This window comes from Streptomyces sp. NBC_01426, assembly GCF_036231985.1.
In the GTDB taxonomy this organism is placed as follows: Bacteria; Actinomycetota; Actinomycetes; order Streptomycetales; family Streptomycetaceae; genus Streptomyces.
On sequence record NZ_CP109501.1, the window covers coordinates 679,599 to 698,343 of the forward strand.

At 72.2% G+C, this 18,745-nt stretch carries 20 protein-coding genes; 13 read left to right on the top strand and 7 right to left on the bottom strand.

Features of this window, described 5'->3' with window-relative positions:
- Positions 1 to 27: 27 nt before the first annotated feature.
- A complete protein-coding gene (locus tag OG906_RS37335) occupies positions 28 to 1,056 on the top strand; it encodes a DUF1611 domain-containing protein (protein ID WP_329448750.1) in 1,029 nt (342 codons plus the stop codon).
- Positions 1,053 to 1,895, top strand: coding sequence for an SMP-30/gluconolactonase/LRE family protein (locus OG906_RS37340; protein WP_329448751.1), 843 nt, complete (start codon positions 1,053 to 1,055; stop codon positions 1,893 to 1,895). Before OG906_RS37335 ends, OG906_RS37340 begins: the two co-directional genes overlap by 4 nt.
- A gap of 6 nt (positions 1,896 to 1,901) precedes the next feature.
- On the opposite strand, the gene OG906_RS37345 is transcribed toward OG906_RS37340, so the two are convergent.
- From OG906_RS37345 to OG906_RS37355, 3 genes are read right to left on the bottom strand one after another with little or no spacing between them, the layout of a single operon-like run.
- Complete coding sequence (locus tag OG906_RS37345) at positions 1,902 to 3,092, bottom strand: MAB_1171c family putative transporter (protein ID WP_329448752.1); 1,191 nt, start codon at positions 3,090 to 3,092, stop codon at positions 1,902 to 1,904.
- Positions 3,089 to 3,634 (bottom strand): toxin, encoded by a 546-nt coding sequence (locus tag OG906_RS37350; protein WP_267801087.1) that lies wholly within the window; start codon positions 3,632 to 3,634, stop codon positions 3,089 to 3,091. Before OG906_RS37350 ends, OG906_RS37345 begins: the two co-directional genes overlap by 4 nt.
- A gap of 7 nt (positions 3,635 to 3,641) precedes the next feature.
- Positions 3,642 to 4,121, bottom strand: coding sequence for an XRE family transcriptional regulator (locus OG906_RS37355; protein WP_329448753.1), 480 nt, complete (start codon positions 4,119 to 4,121; stop codon positions 3,642 to 3,644).
- Between the two features lie 175 nt (positions 4,122 to 4,296).
- On the opposite strand from OG906_RS37355, the gene OG906_RS37360 reads away from it, so the two are divergent.
- Positions 4,297 to 5,490, top strand: coding sequence for a sensor histidine kinase (locus OG906_RS37360; RefSeq protein WP_329448754.1), 1,194 nt, complete (start codon positions 4,297 to 4,299; stop codon positions 5,488 to 5,490).
- Positions 5,469 to 6,161 carry a response regulator transcription factor gene (locus OG906_RS37365; RefSeq protein WP_329448755.1) on the top strand — a complete coding sequence of 231 codons (693 nt, stop codon included), beginning with the start codon at positions 5,469 to 5,471 and terminating at the stop codon, positions 6,159 to 6,161. Before OG906_RS37360 ends, OG906_RS37365 begins: the two co-directional genes overlap by 22 nt.
- Before the next feature lie 110 nt (positions 6,162 to 6,271).
- On the opposite strand, the gene fabG is transcribed toward OG906_RS37365, so the two are convergent.
- Both fabG and OG906_RS37375 read right to left on the bottom strand, forming a co-directional pair.
- The gene (gene fabG, locus OG906_RS37370; protein WP_267801091.1) at positions 6,272 to 6,976 is read right to left on the bottom strand and encodes a 3-oxoacyl-ACP reductase FabG; all 705 of its coding nucleotides are present in this window, start codon (positions 6,974 to 6,976) and stop codon (positions 6,272 to 6,274) included.
- Between the two features lie 59 nt (positions 6,977 to 7,035).
- A complete protein-coding gene (locus OG906_RS37375) occupies positions 7,036 to 8,091 on the bottom strand; it encodes a ketoacyl-ACP synthase III family protein (RefSeq protein ID WP_329448756.1) in 1,056 nt (351 codons plus the stop codon).
- Positions 8,092 to 8,368: 277 nt separating this feature from the next.
- On the opposite strand from OG906_RS37375, the gene OG906_RS37380 reads away from it, so the two are divergent.
- The 9 genes from OG906_RS37380 (at position 8,369) to OG906_RS37420 (ending at position 16,618) form a co-directional block, all read left to right on the top strand.
- On the top strand, positions 8,369 to 8,641 hold the full coding sequence (locus OG906_RS37380) for an acyl carrier protein (RefSeq protein WP_329448757.1): 273 nt from the start codon (positions 8,369 to 8,371) through the stop codon (positions 8,639 to 8,641).
- Entirely contained in the window at positions 8,634 to 9,869 is a 1,236-nt protein-coding gene (locus OG906_RS37385; RefSeq protein ID WP_329448758.1) for a beta-ketoacyl-[acyl-carrier-protein] synthase family protein, read from the top strand. The genes OG906_RS37380 and OG906_RS37385 overlap by 8 nt, the downstream gene beginning before the upstream one ends.
- Positions 9,866 to 11,017: a beta-ketoacyl synthase N-terminal-like domain-containing protein gene (locus tag OG906_RS37390; protein ID WP_329448759.1), complete on the top strand. Its 1,152-nt coding sequence runs from the start codon at positions 9,866 to 9,868 to the stop codon at positions 11,015 to 11,017. The genes OG906_RS37385 and OG906_RS37390 overlap by 4 nt, the downstream gene beginning before the upstream one ends.
- A gap of 68 nt (positions 11,018 to 11,085) precedes the next feature.
- The gene (locus OG906_RS37395) at positions 11,086 to 12,153 is read left to right on the top strand and encodes an aldo/keto reductase (RefSeq protein WP_329448760.1); all 1,068 of its coding nucleotides are present in this window, start codon (positions 11,086 to 11,088) and stop codon (positions 12,151 to 12,153) included.
- 57 nt (positions 12,154 to 12,210) lie between these two features.
- The gene (locus OG906_RS37400) at positions 12,211 to 13,419 is read left to right on the top strand and encodes an MFS transporter (protein WP_329448761.1); all 1,209 of its coding nucleotides are present in this window, start codon (positions 12,211 to 12,213) and stop codon (positions 13,417 to 13,419) included.
- 27 nt (positions 13,420 to 13,446) lie between these two features.
- Positions 13,447 to 14,478: an AfsA-related hotdog domain-containing protein gene (locus OG906_RS37405; RefSeq protein WP_329448762.1), complete on the top strand. Its 1,032-nt coding sequence runs from the start codon at positions 13,447 to 13,449 to the stop codon at positions 14,476 to 14,478.
- An 89-nt stretch (positions 14,479 to 14,567) separates the two neighbouring features.
- Positions 14,568 to 15,254 carry an HAD family hydrolase gene (locus OG906_RS37410; RefSeq protein ID WP_329448763.1) on the top strand — a complete coding sequence of 229 codons (687 nt, stop codon included), beginning with the start codon at positions 14,568 to 14,570 and terminating at the stop codon, positions 15,252 to 15,254.
- Positions 15,255 to 15,393: 139 nt separating this feature from the next.
- Positions 15,394 to 15,723 carry an SDR family NAD(P)-dependent oxidoreductase gene (locus tag OG906_RS43760; RefSeq protein ID WP_443067487.1) on the top strand — a complete coding sequence of 110 codons (330 nt, stop codon included), beginning with the start codon at positions 15,394 to 15,396 and terminating at the stop codon, positions 15,721 to 15,723.
- An 88-nt stretch (positions 15,724 to 15,811) separates the two neighbouring features.
- Positions 15,812 to 16,618, top strand: a complete 807-nt coding sequence (locus tag OG906_RS37420) for a DUF6042 family protein (RefSeq protein WP_329448764.1) — start codon at positions 15,812 to 15,814, stop codon at positions 16,616 to 16,618.
- Between the two features lie 85 nt (positions 16,619 to 16,703).
- On the opposite strand, the gene OG906_RS37425 is transcribed toward OG906_RS37420, so the two are convergent.
- Both OG906_RS37425 and OG906_RS37430 read right to left on the bottom strand, forming a co-directional pair.
- Positions 16,704 to 17,102 carry an XRE family transcriptional regulator gene (locus OG906_RS37425; RefSeq protein ID WP_267801102.1) on the bottom strand — a complete coding sequence of 133 codons (399 nt, stop codon included), beginning with the start codon at positions 17,100 to 17,102 and terminating at the stop codon, positions 16,704 to 16,706.
- Positions 17,103 to 17,843: 741 nt separating this feature from the next.
- Entirely contained in the window at positions 17,844 to 18,539 is a 696-nt protein-coding gene (locus OG906_RS37430) for an RES family NAD+ phosphorylase (protein WP_267801103.1), read from the bottom strand.
- Positions 18,540 to 18,745: the final 206 nt, after the last annotated feature.

Genomic DNA, 18,745 nt, shown 5'->3' on the forward strand with positions numbered 1-18,745 from the left:
CATCCCGAGGGAAAGACCGTCCAGGGGGTGATCCGGCACAGTACGGTGCTGCGCCCCGTGGCGGTCGTCGACCGCTCCCACCCCCACCCGACCTCGGCATTCGTCCTGCCCGGGACCGACATCCCGGTCGTCGGTTCCGTCGCCGAAGCCATGAAGTACGGCCCCGAGGCGTTCGTGGTGGCACTGACCGAGTCCGATTTCGGTGAGTCCCTGGACGGCAAGTTCCTGCATACCCCGAGGGATCCCGGCGACCTGCCGGATCTATGGTGGGAGGAGATACGAACCGCCGTTCGCGGCGGCCTTCACGTGATTTCCTGCCTGCATCTACGACTGCTCGACACGGAACTTGCCGGGATGCTGTCGGAGGGGCAACGCATTGTCGACGTGAGACGTCCGCACGATGTGCTGCCCAAGTATTCCGGACGGGTCCCCAGGAAACGTGCCAAGCTGATTCACGTCGCCGGCAGTGACTGTGTCGTCGGAAAGCGCACCACCGCTCTGCAGATACACCGACAGGCCCTTTCCCGTGGGATCGACGCCGGGTACGTGGGCACCGGCCAGACCTGTCTGCTCGCCGGATGCACGGAGGGAGCGATCATCGACCGCACACCGGTGTTCCAGGCGGCCGGTCTCGTCGAGCATCTGATCCAACAGGCCGACCCCCGCCACGACCTGCTGATCATCAAGGGGCAGGCGTCCGTCATGCACCCGGCGTTCGGCGGCCTGGCCAGTGCGATCCTTCAGGGTTCGCAGCCCGACGCCGTCGTCTTCGCGCACGACGCCGAGCGCGTCTCCCGCTACCACTGGGACCATCTGCCCCTCGCCGACCTGGAGACGGAGATCCGCATGGTCGAAGCGCTCGGTGGCGCCCCCGTCGCCGCCATCGCCACCCGCGGTCGGGACAACGTGCGGCGCCTGCGCCACCTGGGACTCCCCGTCGCCGACGTGCTGGACGGCGACGGCGCGGCGGTCCTGCTGGACGCGGCCCGGGCCGTGTGGTCCGAGGCGGACGACGCCGAACGGGCAGGGGTCGCACGGGCAGGGGTCGCACGGTGAACGTGGAGGTGCCGCTGCGCGCGGTGGCCGCCTTCGCCGAGTGCCCGACCTGGGACCCGGTCGACCGCACACTGCTGTGGGTCGACATGAACCGCAGCGAGGTGCACCGGCTGTGCCCCCGCGACGGCACCGACACGGTCCTGCGCTTCGAACAGCCCGTCGCCGCCGCCAAGCCCCGGGTCGGCGGCGGTCTGGTGCTCAGCATGCGCGACGGTGTGGCGCTGCGCGACCCGGACGGATCGCTGCGCCCGCTGGCCGACTGGTCGGCCGAAGGGGTACGGGGCAACGACGCCGGTGTCGACGGGCTCGGCCGCCTGTGGGTCGGCACCATGGCCGGCCCGTCCGCCCCGGGCTGGCTGGGACGCGTCGACACCCGGGGCGTGACGCACCGCGCGGTTTCGGACACCCGACTGAGCAACGGCATCGCCTGGAGCCCGGACGGCCGGCGGATGTACTTCGTCGACACCCCCACACGCCGTATCGACGTACTCGACTACGACCTGTCCACCGGAGAGGCCTCCGGCCGGCGCCCCTTCGTCGAACCGACCGACACGGCCGGCGTGCCCGACGGCCTGTGCGTCGACGCCGACGGCGGCGTGTGGGTGGCCCTCTTCCGCGGCGGCGCGGTCCGCCGGTACACGCCCCGGGGGACCCTCGACCGGGAGATCCCCTTCCCCGTCGCACTGACCACGTCGTGTGGCTTCGGCGGGGAGGACCTGACCGACCTCTACGTCACCACGGCGCGGCGCGCGCCCGAACACGACGAACCGCTGGCCGGCAGCGTCTTCGTCGTGCCCGGTGCGGGCCAGGGCCTCACGCCCACGGCGTTCGCCGGCTGAGCAGGCTCACGGGACGGTCGCGCGGTCGGGCTCGGGCCGCGCGGCAGGGGCTGAGGCGAAGGCCCGGGACACCTGGACCAGCCACCGCACATCGGCGGAGAAGTCCAGGTCGCCCGCGTTCATCACCGACACCGGTGAGGCGTCGTCCGCCCGGTCCGCCGCCCCGTCCCCCGGGTCCTGTCCGGGGCGCGCCGCGAGGGCGGCCGCTATCCGCGCCGCCTCCCACCGTGCCCGCTCCTCGACGCTCCCCTCCGGCCCCGGGGCGGGGAGCCCGGGGGAGACCTGCCCGCCCAGGGCGAGACAGCCGTCCCTGATCTCGATCACCCGTCGGTGCAGGCGGAACCGCAGGTCCCACAGGGCGAAGAGGTCACTGCGGGGAGCGGGTTGCAGGGACATTTCGGGGTGGGCCCGGTACAGGGCGTACCAGAGCGGGCGCAGCCGCCGGAAGCGGCGGTAGTCGGCCCACCACGCCTGGACCCCCTGCACCCGCGAGCCCCACAACGGCGCCGTCCAGCCGATGGTGTTCAGGGTCAACCCCACCGTCAGGCAGGTCCGTGTGACGGTCGCCCAGGCGGACGGATCCCAACCCCGGTGCACGAGGAACACGTCCGCGAACCGCCCCAGGGAGTAGACGAGGTCGAGGCACGCGCCGACCGCCGCGGTCCGCAGCCCGCGCCGCACCCAGACGTCCTCGGTCAGCCGGGCGTAGAACCAGCAGGCCCTCGCCACCACGGCCTTCCCGAGGGCGAACGCCGTCAGGTAGACGACCTGGTAGGCCACGAAGTACGGCTGTTCCCGCGGGTGCGCGAACGTGTTCCGCGGGTGTCCGTGCAGGACGGCGAGCTCGAAGAGGACGGCCATCGCCACCGGCACACAGGCCAGCAGGGCCAGCCGGCGGCGCGCGCGGACGCGGGCCACCTCCGGCGCGTGCAACCAGTGGATGAGCAGCACCTGCTGACAGGCGATCGCCGCGATGATCCACATCTGGACGGAGACGTTGTACCAGGTGACCGTGCCGAACAGCTTCCCGGTCAGGTGGGTGGGGGTGGACATGGCGAGGTACATGCCCTGGCATCCGAAGGAAGCGCACAGGGCGACGAGGGCCGGCCGCGGTCCGCGCCGGAGGACCGGCCGGAGGGTGAGGGCGAACGCCAGCCAGCAGACCAGCGCGCCCAGCGGGTAGCGGACACTGTTCACGGCCGGTCCCGGCGGCGCCAGTCGAGCGAGCCCTGGATGCGGCCGAGCACGCCGTCCGTCTCGGTGGCGGCCGTGCCGGGCTGCGAGCGCAGGCCCTCACCGAGGAGGAACGCCATCACCTCCGCCTCCCGCTCCTGGGAGTCGGAGTAGTTGTCCCGGCACAACAGGTCCTGTACCAGCGACGGATCGAGGTCGGGGAAGAGCGTGGCCACGGCTTGTGAGTCGGCGCTCCCACTGCGGTGGTCGCACAGCATGTGCGCCAACTCATGGGCGATGATGTGCTCTTGGTGGTGCCGGCTGGTGTGCTGCTCGTAGACGACGTAGTCCGCGTCCGAGAAGGCCAGCCACAGCCCGCACGGACCGGACGCGTCCAGGGGCATGGGCAGCAGATGGATGGGCCGGCCCCGGGAGTCGCTGAGGTGATCGCACAGGGTCATGAGGTCGTAGGACTCGGGCAGCCCGAAGGAGGCCAGCCGCTGCCGGCTCTCCCGGCGCATCGCCTGGAGGTCGGATCGGCGCCGATGTCGCTGGAGGAATCGCATCGGAGGTCTACTCCCCGCCGCCGGCCGCGCCGCCGGTGTCTCTGCTCTCCGGGTCGTCGGCCGTCCCGTTGCCGCGTCCCGACTGCCCGCGGGACGAGGCCGCCGAGTGCAACAGACTGACCTCGTGGATGATGCGCGCCAGATGCTTGCGGCCGGAGTCGTCCATGCTCATCGCCCGCAGGGCGATGTCGCGGACCTCGGCGTTGCCCATCGCCGAGGCGATGGCGAGCTGCGCGTCGACCCGCTCGGCGGTGTCGTCGTCGAAGAAGTACGCGGCGGGCACACGGAAGAACGCCGCCAGCGCCTCCAAGTGCCGCTTGGTGGGGTTGTCGCGCTGTCCGGTGCGCAGTTGCCAGACGTACGTCTTGGAGAACGTGCCGCCGCTCAACTGGCTGCAGCCGCGGGCGACCTCGTCGTAGGTGTACTCCCGGCCGTTGGTGCGGATGGTCCTGAAGAGCTTGTCGACCTTGTCGGCCAAGGGGGGCATCAACACTCCTTCTGTCCGCCAGCGTGAACCAGCAGGGCGATGGCGACCAATCCTAGTTGACAGCCCCTCACCTCGCACCTACGGTCGGATCGTTAGCTGAGATGAACAAGCGGGTGTACGCCGATGGCCGTCGACAGCGGTCGGCCGGTACGGGGGCCCGATTCGGGAGGCTTGTGTGGGGACCATCTCTGTGTCGGAGAACGCCGTCGCGCACCGTACGGTCGACAGCGCGCACCCCGCGCCGGACGGGCCCGGCGCACGACTGAGGCGGGCCGCCACCGACGTGCTCGCCCGCTACGCGGGCGCCCTGCGGGCCGAGGGCCACCCGCTCGTGGAACTCCCGGACCTGTGGCGGGACACCCGCGCCCAGGCCGCACTGGTCCTCGCGGAGTGCGCCCGCGCCCTCGACGCACCCGGCCGGGCCCGGACGCGCGGCCACCTGGACGCCGTCCAGCCCGCGGAGGTGTCCTTCCACGCGCTCGGCGCCCGGTGCGCCGCAGCCGAACTCGGCCTCGCCGACTGCCTGTCCGCCATGGACCGGCTCACGGACGCGCTCCTCGCGGAGCTGGACACGACGCGCCGCGAGACGGGCGCCGCCGCGGCGGACGTCGTGCGCCGCGTGCGCGCCCGCCACACCCGCGCCGCGGCCCACGGCTACGAGACGCACCTTCGGGCGCGAGGAACCGCCCCGGGCGACGACTGCTGTGCCCGCCTGGCCCGCGACGCCCACGACCACCTCGGCGGCAGCCTCGCCCTGGCCTTCCGGCACCTGGAACTCCACCGCCTCAAGTCCCGGACCGCGGGCGCGGACGCCCCGGGAGCGGACGCCCCGGGAACGGACCGGCACCTCACCGCGATCCACGACGCGCTCCAGGAGGCGACCGCCCTCACGCGCGGCCTGGTGACCGGACTGCGCGACGCCCGCCGCGCCACCGGGGAAGGCCTGGAGGAAGCGCTGCGCCGCCACGCGGACCGGCTCAACCCGACCGGACTTCCCGTGCGGCTGACACTGGAGGGCGACGCGTCGCGGGTACCGCCCACCCACCGCCGGGAGATCGTCCTCGTCGTCGGGGAGTTCCTGCGCAACTCCTTCGCCCACGCCGATCCGCGGACCGTCACGATCGGTGTACGGATCTCACCCCACCGCGTCGAGGTACAGGCCGTCGACGACGGGCGGGGCTTCTCCCGCGACACCCCGCGCGAACACGGCGGCGGCCTGACGGCCATGCGCGAGCGGGTGACGCGGATGGGCGGGCGCTGCCTGCTGTTCAGCGCCCCGCAGGAGGGCACCCGGCTGCTGCTGTGGGTGCCGCTGACCGGTGGCCACGCGCCGCACCCGGGGGAGACATGGAACTCATTCGCATCCTGATGGCCGACGATCACACCCTGCTGCGCGACGCCTTGGCCGAACTCCTCGACGCCGAGGAGGACTTCGACGTGGTGGCCGTCGCCGGTGACGCCGCCGAGACCGTGCGGCTGACCGCCGAACTGCGGCCCCACGTCGTGCTCCTGGACATCGAGATGCCGGGCAACGAGGACCCGGCCGCCACCGTCCGGCACCTGCGTCGGGCCGCGCCGGAAGCCCGGATCATGGTGCTGACCATGCACGACGACCCCGTGCTGGTCCAGACGCTGCTGCCGCTCGGCATCCGGGGGTTCCTGCACAAGACCGTGAGCCACCAGTCGCTGGCCGGCACGGTGCGCGACGTGTGCGCCGGCGGTAGCCGGGTCACCATCTCGCTCTCCGCCCGGAGCCTGGCCGCTCCCGCACCCTCGGACACCGGACTGCTCTCGGTCCGCGAGACGCAGGTCATGGAACTCGCCGCCGGCGGACTGAGCAACTACCGCATCGCACGCCGACTCGACATCGCCGAGGGGACCGTGAAACGCCACATGCGCAACATCTTCGACAAACTGGACGCGGGGTCCCGGGTGGAGGCGGCCAACAAGGCGGTGCAGCGCGGTCTGATCGCCCCTCCCGTGACCGCCCCCCGGGGGATACGGCACGCCCGCGCCCTGCCGGACGCCGTCGTCGGGTAGCGCCCGGCCGGGCGGCGCACGCCGGGCGCCGCCCTCGCGCAGCCCTGGACCGGACGCCGGGCGCCGGACCCGGTCTCCCGGGCAACGGCGCCCGTGCGCCACGGGCGGTGTCAGATGCCCATGCCGATGCCGCCACCCACGGGCAGCACCGCGCCCGTCACGTACCCGGCCTGCTCCGAGGCCAGGAAACGGACCGCCGCGGCGACCTCCTCGGCCGTACCCGGCCGGCCGAGCGGAGTCATCCCCATGACCTGCTGCATGCGCCGGTCGGTCAGCCCGCTCGTCATGTCCGTGTCGATGATGCCCGGCGCGACCAGGTTCACGGTGATGCCCCGGGAGCCCAGTTCCCAGGCGAGCGAGCGGGCGAAGCCCAGCAGCGCGGTCTTCGCCGCCGCGTAGTTGGTCTGCCCCGGGGACCCCAGGAACCCCAGCGCGGACGACACCAGCACGATCCGGCCCCGGCGGGCCGCCAGCATGCCGCTCGCGGCAGCCCGCACGGTACGGAACACGCCCTTCAGGTTCGTCTCCAGCACCTCGTCGAACGTGGCGTCGTCCATGCGCAACAGCAGGGTGTCCCGGGTGATGCCGGCATTCGCCACCAACACCTCCACGGGACCCTGCTCCTCCGCGACGGCGGCGAAGGCGGCCCTGACCGAGGCGTCGTCCGTGACGTCGCAACGCACCCCCCACAACCCCTCCGGGGGCGTACCGGTCCGGTGGCCGACCGCCACCCGATCGCCGTCGGCGGCCAAGGCCCGCGCCACGGCCAGCCCGATCCCCCTGTTGCCGCCGGTGACGAAGACGGAACGTGACATGTGTTTCTCTCCTTACGGGGACACCGGGCCCTCGCCCGATGTCGTGAACGGCGCGAAGGTCATCGCGCCGGGGACTCCACCAGCAGGCACGACCAGGTGAAGCCGGCCCCCGCGCTGAACACGAGGGCACTGGACCCGGGCGCGGGCAGACCACGCGCCACCAACTCGGCGAGACCCGCGAGCGCGTCGCCCGCGCCCAGATGCCCGGTCTCCCGGCCGAGGTCGAGCAGGTGCGCCCCGCCCACCTGCTCCGCCAGCACCGGGATCCACGCCTCGGCCAGCGTCTTGGCACCGAACCGGGGCAGCACGACATGGGTCAGGCGCGGGTCGCGCCCGTCCATGCCCCCGTCGGCCAGCGCCTGCGAGACGATCGTGCGGATGGCCCGACGGTTGGAGGAGGTGAACGGCAGCGCCCCGTGGGTGCGCAGGTAGGCCCGCTTGGTCGCGCGCATGTCGACCCGGTCGCGATGCCCGCGGGCCACCGGGGAGAAGGGGTCCGCGCCGCGGTGCATCTCCTCCAGCAGCGGGTCCGCGACCATCGCGATCGACCGCAGCAACAGCACGTCGCCGTCGGCGGCGGGACGGCGCAGCAGCACGGCCGTACCGGCGTCCCCGTACGCCACTCCGAAGTCGCCCGCCCAGCGGTCGAAACCGGGCTCGGCGAAGCGGTCTCCCGTGGTCACCAGGCCCAGCCGCGGCCGCGCCGAGGCGTCCGGGGCCGACGAGGCCAGCCACGCCATCACCAGCCCCATGGCGGCGGCGCCGCCGTTGCACACCTGCTGGATGCCGATCGGCAGGGCCCGCAGGGCATCGAGGCGGCGGGCCACGTAGTGCGCGGGCGACCACAGGTCGTGCCCCTGGTGGTACATCCACGCATGCGCCAGCACATCCAGCCCGTCGCCCGTCAGGCCCGCCGCGTCCAGCACCCCGCGGGCCGCGAGGACCGCCGCGTCGGGCGGGGCCACCGCCCCCGCGTCCGGAACGCTCTCGTGCCCCAGGGCCGCCGCGTCGCTGCGGCGCAACCGCCCCGAGGCAACAGCCTCCGAGGCGAGCGAGCGCCCCTCGGGCAACCACAGCCCGGCCGTCACAATGCCCACCGGCTCGGTCGGTCTCATCGCCCGCACCACCTGTCCGCACATCGGATCGTCTTCATCGCCGGAAGGCTCGGGCGCCCCGATGAAAGCGCGGGCAAAAGCCGGCCGAAACCGCCGCGCCCGGTGCGGATCACCCCCAAGCACGCACGACACGGGCCCGGCGGAGGCACCGCCCATGTCACTTTCGGAGTGCTTGCCGCTGCCTCCGGACCTGGGATTGGCTGGTTCAGGCCGGATCGGGAACACATGGACGTCCCCGATCAGGCCTCCCACGACCCATGAATCGAAGGGCCATCAGATGACCGACATCGCGATATCCGAGGACCGGCGCGCCCAGGTACGGGCCATCGTCGCGGACGTCCTCGAAGTGGACGCGGACGCCCTGACCGACGAGAGCAGCTTCGCCGAGGACTTCGACGCGGACTCGCTGCTGATCATCGAGATCTTCTCGCGCTTCGAACGCGACCTCGGCATCCGGATCCCGCAGGAGGACCTCACCGAGCTCGACGAACTGCCCAGCGCCTACCGCCTGGTCGAGAAGCACAGCACCCCGGAGGCGCTGGGTGTCTGACGAGGCCCCCGGCACCGGGCGCCGCGTCGTGGTCACCGGGCTCGGCGCGGTGAGCAGCCTCGGGCTCGGCGCCCGCGCGGTCACCGCGGCGATCCGGGCCGGGCGCAGCGGCATCGGCCCGATCGGACAGTTCGACGGCACGGGCTTCGAACGGACCCTCGCCGGCGAAGTGCGCGGCTTCCACGCGGAGATGCACCTGCGGGGCACCGATCCCGCGCGGTGGGGGCGCAGCGGCCGCTTCGCCGCCGCGGCGGCGCGGATGGCGGTCACGGACGCCGGGGTGAATCCGGCGGCGCTGTCCGCGGGGCGCACCGCGAGCTGCTTCGGAACGACCAACGGCGAGTCACAGGTGATGGAAGGCCTGACCCGACAGTGGGTGGACGACGGCCTCGCCGCGCTCGACCCGGTGCTCGCGGGTCGGGCCGACGCCGGCCGGATCGCCGCCGCCGTCAGTGCCGAACTCGACCTGAGCGGCGAATCCGTCACCTTCGGAACCGCCTGCGCCGCCGGCAACTACGCCATCGGCTACGGCTTCGACCTGGTCCGCACCGGAGAGGCGGACGCCGTACTGTGCGGCGGATCCGACGCCTCCAACCGGGCCACCCACGCCGGATTCCATCGGCTCGGGGCCCTCGCCGCCGACGTGCCCCGTCCCTTCGACGAGCACCGCGACGGCATCGTCACCGCGGAGGGCGCGGCGGCCCTGCTCCTGGAGCCCCTCGACACGGCGTTGTCACGCGGCGCCCGGATCTACGCCGAGGTCCTCGGCTACGGCATGACCTGCGACGCCCGCCACATGACCAACCCGGACGCCGCGTCGATCGCCGAGTGCGTCCGGCGCGCCCACCACCACGCCGGCATCAAGCCCGGCGACGTGGACTACATCTGCGCACACGGCACCGGCACCAGGGCCAACGACTCCACGGAGACGGCCGCCGTGCGCGAGGTGTTCACCGACGGCCCGCCGCCGATCAGCTCGATCAAGTCCATGCTCGGGCACACGATGGGGGCGGCAGCCGCCTTCGGCGCCCTGGTGTGCTGCGCCGCCCTGTCCGAGGGGTTCCTCCCGCCGAGCGCCACGCTCCGCCGAGTGGATCCGGCGCTCGGACCCGATCTCGACTGCGTCCAGGGGCGGGCCCGGGCCGCCCGGCCGCGCATCGTGCAGAACCACGGCTTCGCCTTCGGCGGGAACAACGCCGTCACCATCTTCGGAGAGTTCACCGCATGAGCATCGTGGACGACCAACAGCGTCCGGCCGTCACCTCGCGGACGGTGGTTCCCATGGCACTGGATACCGCCGGGGTGATCAGCGCCGCCGGCGTGGGGCTGCGACCGCTCGCCGACGCCCTGCGGCGGGGCCGGGCGGACGGCGGTGAGCCGCCCGCCGCCGGCGAGGCGGAGAGCTATCCGCCCCTCGCCCTGTGCCCGGCGGACTTCGCGGCAGCCGACCTCCTCGGGGCCAAGGGACTGAACCGGCTGACACGGGCCGAACACCTGGGCATGGCCGCCTGCGCCGTGGCCCTCGAACCGGTCCCCGACCGGTCCGGGACCGGCGTGGTCCTCGGCAGCGCCGTCGGCAGCAGCGCAGGCGTCGGCCGCTTCACCCGGGACAGCTTCGTCCAGGAACGCCCCTACATGGTGAACCCGTCGGCCTTCCCGGGGACCCTCATGAACTCGGTGGCAGGCCGCATGGCCATCCGCCACGGCCTCACCGACGCGAACGCCACCGTCTCCGGCGGACCGACGGCCTCCCTGCACGCACTGCGGTTCGCCCGGAACACCCTGGTGGCCGGCCACGCACGCCGGCTGCTGGCCGGTGGCGTGGAGGAACTGTCGCCCCAGAGCGCCTGGGCCTGGCACCGGGCCCGGGCGCTCGCACCGGGCACCGCACTCGGCGAGGGCGCCGCCGTGTTCGCCCTGCGGACCGACCCGGACGGGGCCACGGGCGAGGGCCCCCTCGCCCTCGTCCTGGCCGTCGAGACCGGCTTCGCCGCGGCCGGGCCCCTCGCCGTGGGCCGTCGCCTCACCACCTGCGTACGGAACGCACTCGCCCGCAGCGGGGTCGGCGCCGCCGACGTCGCCGTGGTGGCACCCGGTGCGGCCGGCCGGCGAGGCTGGGCGGCCGTCGAGGAACGCGCCCTGCGCGCGGCGCTCGACGGCCCCGACGGCCTCGCCGGCCGGCACCTCCTGCGGGTGCAGGAGGTCCTCGGCGAGACCCACGCGGCGAGCGCCGCCCTCCAGATCGCCGCCGTCGTCGCCCGCTGGCACGACCCCCACCTCGACACCCGCGGCGAACGGGCCGCCCTCGTCACCTCCGTCGGACCGGACGGCTCGGTCGGCTGCGCCGTCCTGCTGCACCCGCACGCGGACGCCTGAGGCTCCCCGCCCCCGACCTGCCGCTCGCCCCCCCCGAACCACCACACACGTAAGGACATCCCCTCCCCATGCGTTACCGCTATCTCGGCCGCACCGGCCTCCAGGTCTCCGAGCTCTCCTTCGGGGCGGCCACCCTCGGCAACCCCGGCGCGTTCGGCGGACTGCCCGGCGCGAACTGGTCCCAGTTCGGGGTCAACGCGGGCGACGACGCCGTCCGCCTCGTCCACGCCTGCCACGACGCGGGCGTCAACTTCTTCGACACCGCCGACGTCTACCGGGACGGCGAGTGCGAGGAACTGCTCGGACTGGCCCTGAAGGACCGCCGCGACAAGGCCGTCATCGCCACCAAGGCCCGCTTCCGCACCGACCCCGACGACATCAACGCCGCCGGCTCCTCCCGCCACCACCTGGTGCGCGCCGTCGAGGCGAGCCTGCGCCGCCTCGGCACCGACTACATCGACGTGCTCTACCTCCACGGCACCGACCCGCGAACCTCCCTGGAGGAGACCCTCACGGCCCTCGACGACCTGGTGCGCGCCGGGAAGCTGCGCTACATCGGTTGCTCGAACTTCCCCGGCTGGCAGCTGATGAAGGCACTCGACATCTCCGACCGGCGCAACCTCACCCGCTTCTCCGCCTACCAGGGCTACTACAACCTGGGAGCGCGCGAACTGGAGCACGAGATCGTGCCCGCCGCCGCCGACCAGGGCGTGGGCATCACCGTGTGGAGCCCGCTCGCGGGCGGATTCTTCAGCGGGAAGTACCGGCGCGGCCAGGACGTCTCCGCGGACTTCCGTCTGGCACACGAGGGCCCCGCCTCCATCGCCCCGCTCACCGACCGCGAGCAGGCCTACGACGTGGTCGAGGTGCTCGACGGCATCGCCCGCGAGCGCGGTGTCTCCATCGCCCAGGTCGCCCTCAACTGGGTGCTCGCCAAGCCCGCCGTGACGTCCGTGGTCTTCGGCGCCAGCCGCCCCGGCCAGCTCCAGGACAACCTCGGCACCGTCGAGTGGGAACTCACCACCGAGGAGCGGCAGCGCCTCGACGCGGCGAGCGACCGGCCCGCCCCCTACCCGTACTGGCACATGCGCGCGATCGCCGGCGACCGGGACCTGCCCGGAGACATCAGGCCCTGACCGCGGCCGCGCCCGCCCTCCCACCGTTCCGCCGCAGTCCACCCCAGGAGCACACCCGTGCCCATCGCCGTCATCGCCCTGTCCCTCAGCGGTTTCGCCATCGGAGTCGCCGAGTTCATCATCGCGGGGATCCTCCCCGACATCGGAGCGGACCTCGCCGTATCCATCCCCACCGCGGGACTCCTGGTGTCCGGGTACGCGCTCGGCGTCGTCATCGGCGCCCCCGGCCTCACCGTCCTGTGCGCCCGCACCGAACGCAGGACCCTGCTGATCCGGCTCATGCTGGTCTTCCTCGCCGGAACGATCCTGTCCGCCCTCGCCCCCACCTACGGGCTCCTCATGGCGGGCCGCGTGCTCTCCGCCCTCGCCCACGGCGCGTTCTTCGGTGTCGCCATGGTGGTCGCCTCCGATCTCGTCCCCGAGGACCGCAAGGGCCGCGCCGTGTCGATGGTCGCCGCGGGTCTCACCCTCTCCACCATCCTCGGCGTCCCGGCGGGCACCTTCATCGGCCAGCACTTCGGCTGGCGCTGGGCCTTCTGGATGGTCGCCCTCTTCGCCGCCGTGGGCCTGGCCGGCATCGCCTCCCTCGTGCCCCGGACCCCGGCGCCCGAGGGCACCGGGCTGCGCTCCGAACTCAAGGTGCTCCGCCGCCCGCAGGTGCTGCTGGTCCTGCTCACCACCGTGCTCGGCTTCGGCGGCGTCATGACCTCGTACACCTACATCGCCGAAATGGTCACCGGGGTCACCGGCTTCACCGACGACGCCGTCACCCTGATCATGGTGCTGTTCGGCGTCGGCATGTTCGTCGGCAACCTGATCAGCGGCCGGCTCGCGGACCGCGCCCCCAGGACCGCCATGTGCGGCGCGCTGGCACTGCTCACCCTCGTCCTCGGAGCGTTCACCTTCACGGTGCACGACAAAGCGGCCACCTGCGTGACCGTGTTCCTCTTCGGCGCGGCCACCTTCGCCACCATCTCCCCGCTCCAGATGCGGATCATGGCCAAGGCCGACGGCGCCCCCACGCTCGCCTCGGCGTCCAACATCGCCGCCTTCAACCTCGCCAACGCCGCGGGCCCGCTGCTCGGCGGCAGGATCATCGACGCCGGCTTCGGCTACCCCGCCCTCAACTGGGCCGGCGCCCTCGTCACCCTCGTCGGACTCCTCCTCGCCGGCCTGGGCGTGGCCGCGGAGCGCAAGGAGCACGCCACCACGGCCGCCACCACGCCTGCCGCCGGCTCACCGAGCGGCAGCGCCGCCACGCACTGAACACCCCTGAAACGAAAGGAAGTCACCGTGGAAGCCCCCCTCCTCGACGCACCCGTCAGCCCCACCACACCCGTCGCCCCCGCCTACGACCGGACCGTGCCCCGCGCGCTCGTCCACCGCTGGGCCCTGTCCGAGGTGTTCCTCACCGACTCCATCGCCACCGGCGAGGGCACCTTCACCGCCGCCGCTCAACTGCCCCTCTCCCACGGATACTTCCGCGACCACGTACCGGGCCGCGACTTCCACGACCCGCTGCTCGTCCTGGAGAGCTGCCGCCAGGCGGTCACCTACGCCTCGCACCTCCACGAGGAGGTGCCCCGCGACACGACGTTCATGGTCACGTCCTGGACGCTCGACATCACCGACCCCGAAGCCCTCCGATGCGGCGAACGCCCCGGGGAACTGCGCATGGAGGCACAGGTCACCGACCGCGCACGGCGCGGCGGACGGCTGCGCCGGCTGGCCTTCGCCATGGACCTCACGCTCGACGGCCGCACCCTGGGCCACCTCACCATGGACACCAACTGCACCCCCACCGACCAGTACCGCGCACTGCGCCGCATGCAGCGCGGCACCACCGTCCCCACGGCGTTCACCCTGCCCGCCGATCCGGACGGAGCCCCGGTCGCCCCGGCCCTGGTACGCCGACTCGACCCCTTGAACAGCGTCCTCGACGCCGTACACCAGGACCCGGGCACCCTCACCGCCCGCCTGAGCCCCCGTACGTACCGCAACCGCAGCATGTACGACCACCCCTACGACCACGTCCCGGCGATGGTCTTCAGCGAGGCGGCACGCCAGTGCGCCCTGCTGCTCGCCGCGGAGGGAACCTCCACCACCGAGGGCACCTCCACCACCGAGGACACCGTCCCCTCCACGCCGGAGGCCGGATCCGGACGCGTACTGCGCCTGCACGGTCGTTTCCTGAAGTTCGCCGAGCTGGACGAGCACGTGCGTCTCACCGCCGCACGCGAGGAAGACGGCAGCCGGCAGGCCTTCCGGATGAGCGCGGTCCAGCAGGACGAGACGGTCGCCGAAGTACGTGTGGCGCTGGGCTGAGCCCTCCGCCCCGGCCACCCCACCCGCCTCCCTCCCCGCCCTCTACCTCGCTCCCGCCCTTCCCGCCCCTCTCGCCCCCGGAGTCTTCCGTGACCACGGCACTGCCGACGACCACGCACGGCGTCGCGTTCTTCGACGTCGACGAGACGCTCACCACCGTCAAGACCATGTTCGACTTCTACGACTTCTTCCTGAACGCCGTCGGGCACACCCCAGAGGAACAGCAACGGCTCCGCCAGGACGCTCGCGACCTGCTGCGCCCCGGCCTGCCCCGGGAAGAGGGCAACCGGCTCTTCTACCGACGATTCGCCGGCTACCGCGCCGAGCGGACGCAGGCCGCCGGGCGGGAGTGGTTCGCACAACACCTGCGCCGCGGCGGCTTCTTCCACCGGGACGTCCTCGAAGCGCTCACGACCCATCGGGAGCGCGGGCTGGCCACGGTCCTGGTCTCCGGCTCCTTCGCCGCCGCCCTGGACCCCGTGGCCGCCCACGTCGGCGCCGACGTGGTGCTGTGCACGCGCCCGGAGATCCAGGACGGGGTCTACACCGGGGAAGTGCTGACGACGATGATCGGCGACGCCAAGACCCGGGCCGCCCGGGAACTGCTGGCCGAGCGCGCGATCGCCCCCGAGGACTGCCACGCCTACGGCGACCACGTCTCCGACCTGGGACTCCTCCGGCTCGTCGGCCATCCGGTCGTCGTCGGCGACCATCCGGACCTGCTGGCGGAGGCCGGCCGAAGCGGCTGGCACCACCTGACCGGCATCCCGGCCTGACGCCCATCCGCGATGCCGTGTGCGCCGGCGAGGAGCAGGGTGCCGTGGTGCGGTGCGTTCGGTTCGCCCACGACGTCGGTGACGACGGCCAGGAACTCGACCTGGAAGCGCCCGGCCGCGAGGACACGGTCCGCAGGGCGTGCACCTGGTCGGCGATCCGTTCCCAGCTCTGGGTGGCGATGGCGGTCAGCACGCTGTCCTTGCCCGTGAAGTGCCGGTACGGCGCTCCCCGGCTCACAACCTGTTCGGCCACATCGCCGTCACCCAGGCGCTCATGCCCGCGCTGCTGCGCGCCAAGGGCCGCGTGATCAACATCGGTTCGGTCGGCGGCAAGGTCGCCACGGCCACCTACGGCGCGTACGCGCTGATCGCCGCCCGCGGGATCGCCGCGGCGAACGAGCCGATGCGGGCCGGCCGATTCGACTGTCAGATGATCGGATCGAGTGACGTGTACGGCTATCCGTACTGATCGCCGAACTGTGACAACTCGGCTCCCCGCACGGCCCCTTCCTGGCATGCTTCGCCTCGCCCGGCCAGTTTCAGCGAAGGAGAGTCACGTGGTCGCCTTGGAGCCGCCCGCACCGTGGACGGAGCAGGATCGCGAGGACCACCTGCAACGAGTGATGCGGAACGGCTGGTCGCGTATGCGGCCGTTCTCGTTCATGTTCCTGCTCCTGGGAGCGGGCCTCGCCGAGAGCGGTGCCACGCGCGAGGAACTCACGTCGGCACTTCGCAGCAGGGAGAACCCCGAAGGTGATTGGGCGGCCGCCTGCTGGGAGGACGCCGAGGACCTTGACGAGGAGGAACGCACCAGGCGGCCGAAGCTGATCGCGACCGCCGATCGGTATGCGGCCCACCATGGCCGGCCGCCCCTGCGCACCCACGCCGACGTACTGGACCTGCTGCTGGCCGCCGGCGTCGTCCACGAGGTTCCCGACGCGGCCGGCGGCGCCCCGCGCCTGTTCCCGCAGGTGCCCGTACCGAGCCCCGCGGACGTGTTCCCCCTCGACGAAGAGGAGGCCGCCGTTCAGCGGCAGATGCTGAGCGACAGCGCGTACGAGGGCGCGAGCCAACGCGTCATACAGATGTTCGAGCCCGAGGGTGCGCGCCACAAGGAGATCGTGACCAGCCTGGACCGGCTGGCCCGGCTCATCGAGGGCGATCCTGAGGACGCGCGCGAGGCGGTCCGCCTCGTGACGGGAAACGGCGACTTCACCACGTCCCTTGACGTCTCCGGCCTCGCTCCGCACAAGGTCTTCCGCATCCAGTGCGACTGGGAGCAGTTCGACAGGACGCGGTTGACCTTCCACGGCATGACCGAGGACGAAAAGCTCGCGGTGACACTGCCCGGCGACCTGTCCTGACCCCCGGGGTCGTGGGCCGGTCCCGGACCCGTTCCCGTTCCCCGACCCGTTCCCGTGACCGGACCGCCATCCTCGGCGCGGTGGTTCAGCCGCCGTCCACGTACGCTCGGGCGGCCACCATGACGTCGCGAAGTCGTCCGTCGGCGATGCACTGGGCCGGCGCCTGGTCTTCGAGCTGTGGGTTCATGCCGATCATCCAGGCGCGGGCGGTGTAGAGGCTTTCGGCGTCCTGGATGAGCTGGAACACCTGGAGGGCCGCGCGCAGACGTTCCTCGGCGTCGTGCCGAGGGACGCTGTCCCCGGATGCCCACCGACCGACCTGCTTGGGGTCGCTGATGCCGGCCAGACGGGCGGTCAGGCGCTGGCCGAGGTTGTCCTGGAGGAACCGGGCGATCTCATCGATGTGCATGCGCACGGTGATGGCGTGGGCCCGTTCGGCACTGACGACGCTCTTGGCGACGGTGATCTGGGGCTGCGGAGTCATGCTGCGGTCTCCCTTGCTGTCGTGACCGCGGGCCCGCGAGGAGCGGGTCGCGTGTCAGGCGACGCAGTTCGGGTGAGTGCGTGACCTGGGACCGCGTGCCGGCGTGAGCGGGAGCCGGTACGGACCTGGTCTGCGCGGGTCTGCCGCTTCGTTGGTGTGCTGCCGCCCCGCCGGGAAGCGTTACCTGCGCGGGGGGTGTGGCCGACTCGGGGTCGGCGTTCACCATCGGCGTTGGCCTGCATGGTGGGTTCCGGAGCACGAGTGGCAGCTGTCGTTCAGGCGCGTGGCGAGGACCGCGGCTCGGCCGTGTGCGCCCTGGGAGCGGGATGGCTCGGGGCTGGTGGCGTCGTCGGTAGCCGATAAGTGCCGGAAGGCGGTCTTCACGGTGTCCCCCTTGTGCTCGGTCTTGTGCTTGGTTGCGTTCCTTCCGCCATAGGCTACCCAATATCACCAGTCAACTCCACCTGTTAGGGCGAAACTTGACGCCGGTCGATACTGCCGGAGATTCCGCTGTTTGGGATCTGATGGCCCTTTGAACAGGCGAAACGCCGCTACTCCCGTGATGGGGCAGCGGCGTGACCAACCCCCGCGCAGGGGATTTTTCCTACGTTCGGGGGAGGGCAACCGGGTGGATTGAGAGTGGGTCGGAGGTGGCTTTAGGGGTGGTGTTACGGGTGGTGTTCGGCGGTGGTCTCCCGGAGCGGGAGGAGGTTCGCCGACCCGGCGAGACGCGGAGCGGGATCAGAGCATGGTGAGGCCGTACTCCTCGGCGACGGTGCGCAATGCCTCGGCCTCGGGAAAGACGAGGCTGGATTCCTCCTGCTTGAAATCGACCCCCGAGAACAGGGCCCAGCAGCGGCGCCGCCCGAACCGGGAGCGGTAGGCGATGCCCTGGATGAGACCGTCCTGGTGGGTGGGGCCGGTCCGCTGGGCCGTCGCCCATGCGGCGATCACGCGGGTGACGCGGTGGTTGAAGCCCTGGATGTGCTCCGTGGTGAGCCGGCCCACGCGGTGGGCCGCGAGTTCCCGGTGGAGTTCCCGGGTCAGGGTGTCGAGCGTCGCCTCGTCGTCGACGTCAAGGAAGCGGGCTTCCTTGACGGGCTGTAAGCGGATCAGCGTGTGAGCCGTGGTCCAGTCCCGGGGGATCTTGCCGGGGGTCAGGTAGTACGGCTCCTTCCAGTCGTCCGCGATGAGGTCGCGCATGGCGGGGTCGACGCGGAAGGCGGCGAGGGTCTCCGCGAAACACCCCTCGTGTTCGGAGGCGCAGTAGAGGGTGCCGTGGGTGGCCAGGCTCCAGCGGTTTCCCCCGGCGGTGTGGGCGTCGTCCTCGCTGATGAACTCGTACTTGATCGGGTTCTTCGCTTTGCCCAGGCGCCAGATGCCGCGTTCGGGGGCCGGGATCAGGCTGATGTCCCGATGTGTTGTCGCCCTGTCCATGCGGCCGCTCCTTGCTCCGGCCGCCAGCTCTGCCGCGGTCGGCCGGTGATGCTCGTGGCGCGGCCGTCGGTGCAGGCCGGCTGCCCCGCCGACCGGGCCGGTTCGGTCTCGGATCCCGTACCGTGCGCCGCGCACGGTGGTCGTGGGTGGCTGTGCGCGGTGAACCGGGACGCACGTCGAACGATCATTTTCATGCTGTCGTCGGA

Coding starts and splice junctions, on each gene's coding strand:
- OG906_RS37350 (WP_267801087.1), bottom strand. CDS start 3,634: ATGCGATTCCTCCAGCGACATCGGCGCCGATCCGACCTCCAGGCGATG.
- OG906_RS37355 (WP_329448753.1), bottom strand. CDS start 4,121: ATGCCCCCCTTGGCCGACAAGGTCGACAAGCTCTTCAGGACCATCCGC.
- OG906_RS37365 (WP_329448755.1), top strand. CDS start 5,469: ATGGAACTCATTCGCATCCTGATGGCCGACGATCACACCCTGCTGCGC.
- fabG (WP_267801091.1), bottom strand. CDS start 6,976: ATGTCACGTTCCGTCTTCGTCACCGGCGGCAACAGGGGGATCGGGCTG.
- OG906_RS37375 (WP_329448756.1), bottom strand. CDS start 8,091: ATGAGACCGACCGAGCCGGTGGGCATTGTGACGGCCGGGCTGTGGTTG.
- OG906_RS37380 (WP_329448757.1), top strand. CDS start 8,369: ATGACCGACATCGCGATATCCGAGGACCGGCGCGCCCAGGTACGGGCC.
- OG906_RS37390 (WP_329448759.1), top strand. CDS start 9,866: ATGAGCATCGTGGACGACCAACAGCGTCCGGCCGTCACCTCGCGGACG.
- OG906_RS37395 (WP_329448760.1), top strand. CDS start 11,086: ATGCGTTACCGCTATCTCGGCCGCACCGGCCTCCAGGTCTCCGAGCTC.
- OG906_RS37425 (WP_267801102.1), bottom strand. CDS start 17,102: ATGACTCCGCAGCCCCAGATCACCGTCGCCAAGAGCGTCGTCAGTGCC.
- OG906_RS37430 (WP_267801103.1), bottom strand. CDS start 18,539: ATGGACAGGGCGACAACACATCGGGACATCAGCCTGATCCCGGCCCCC.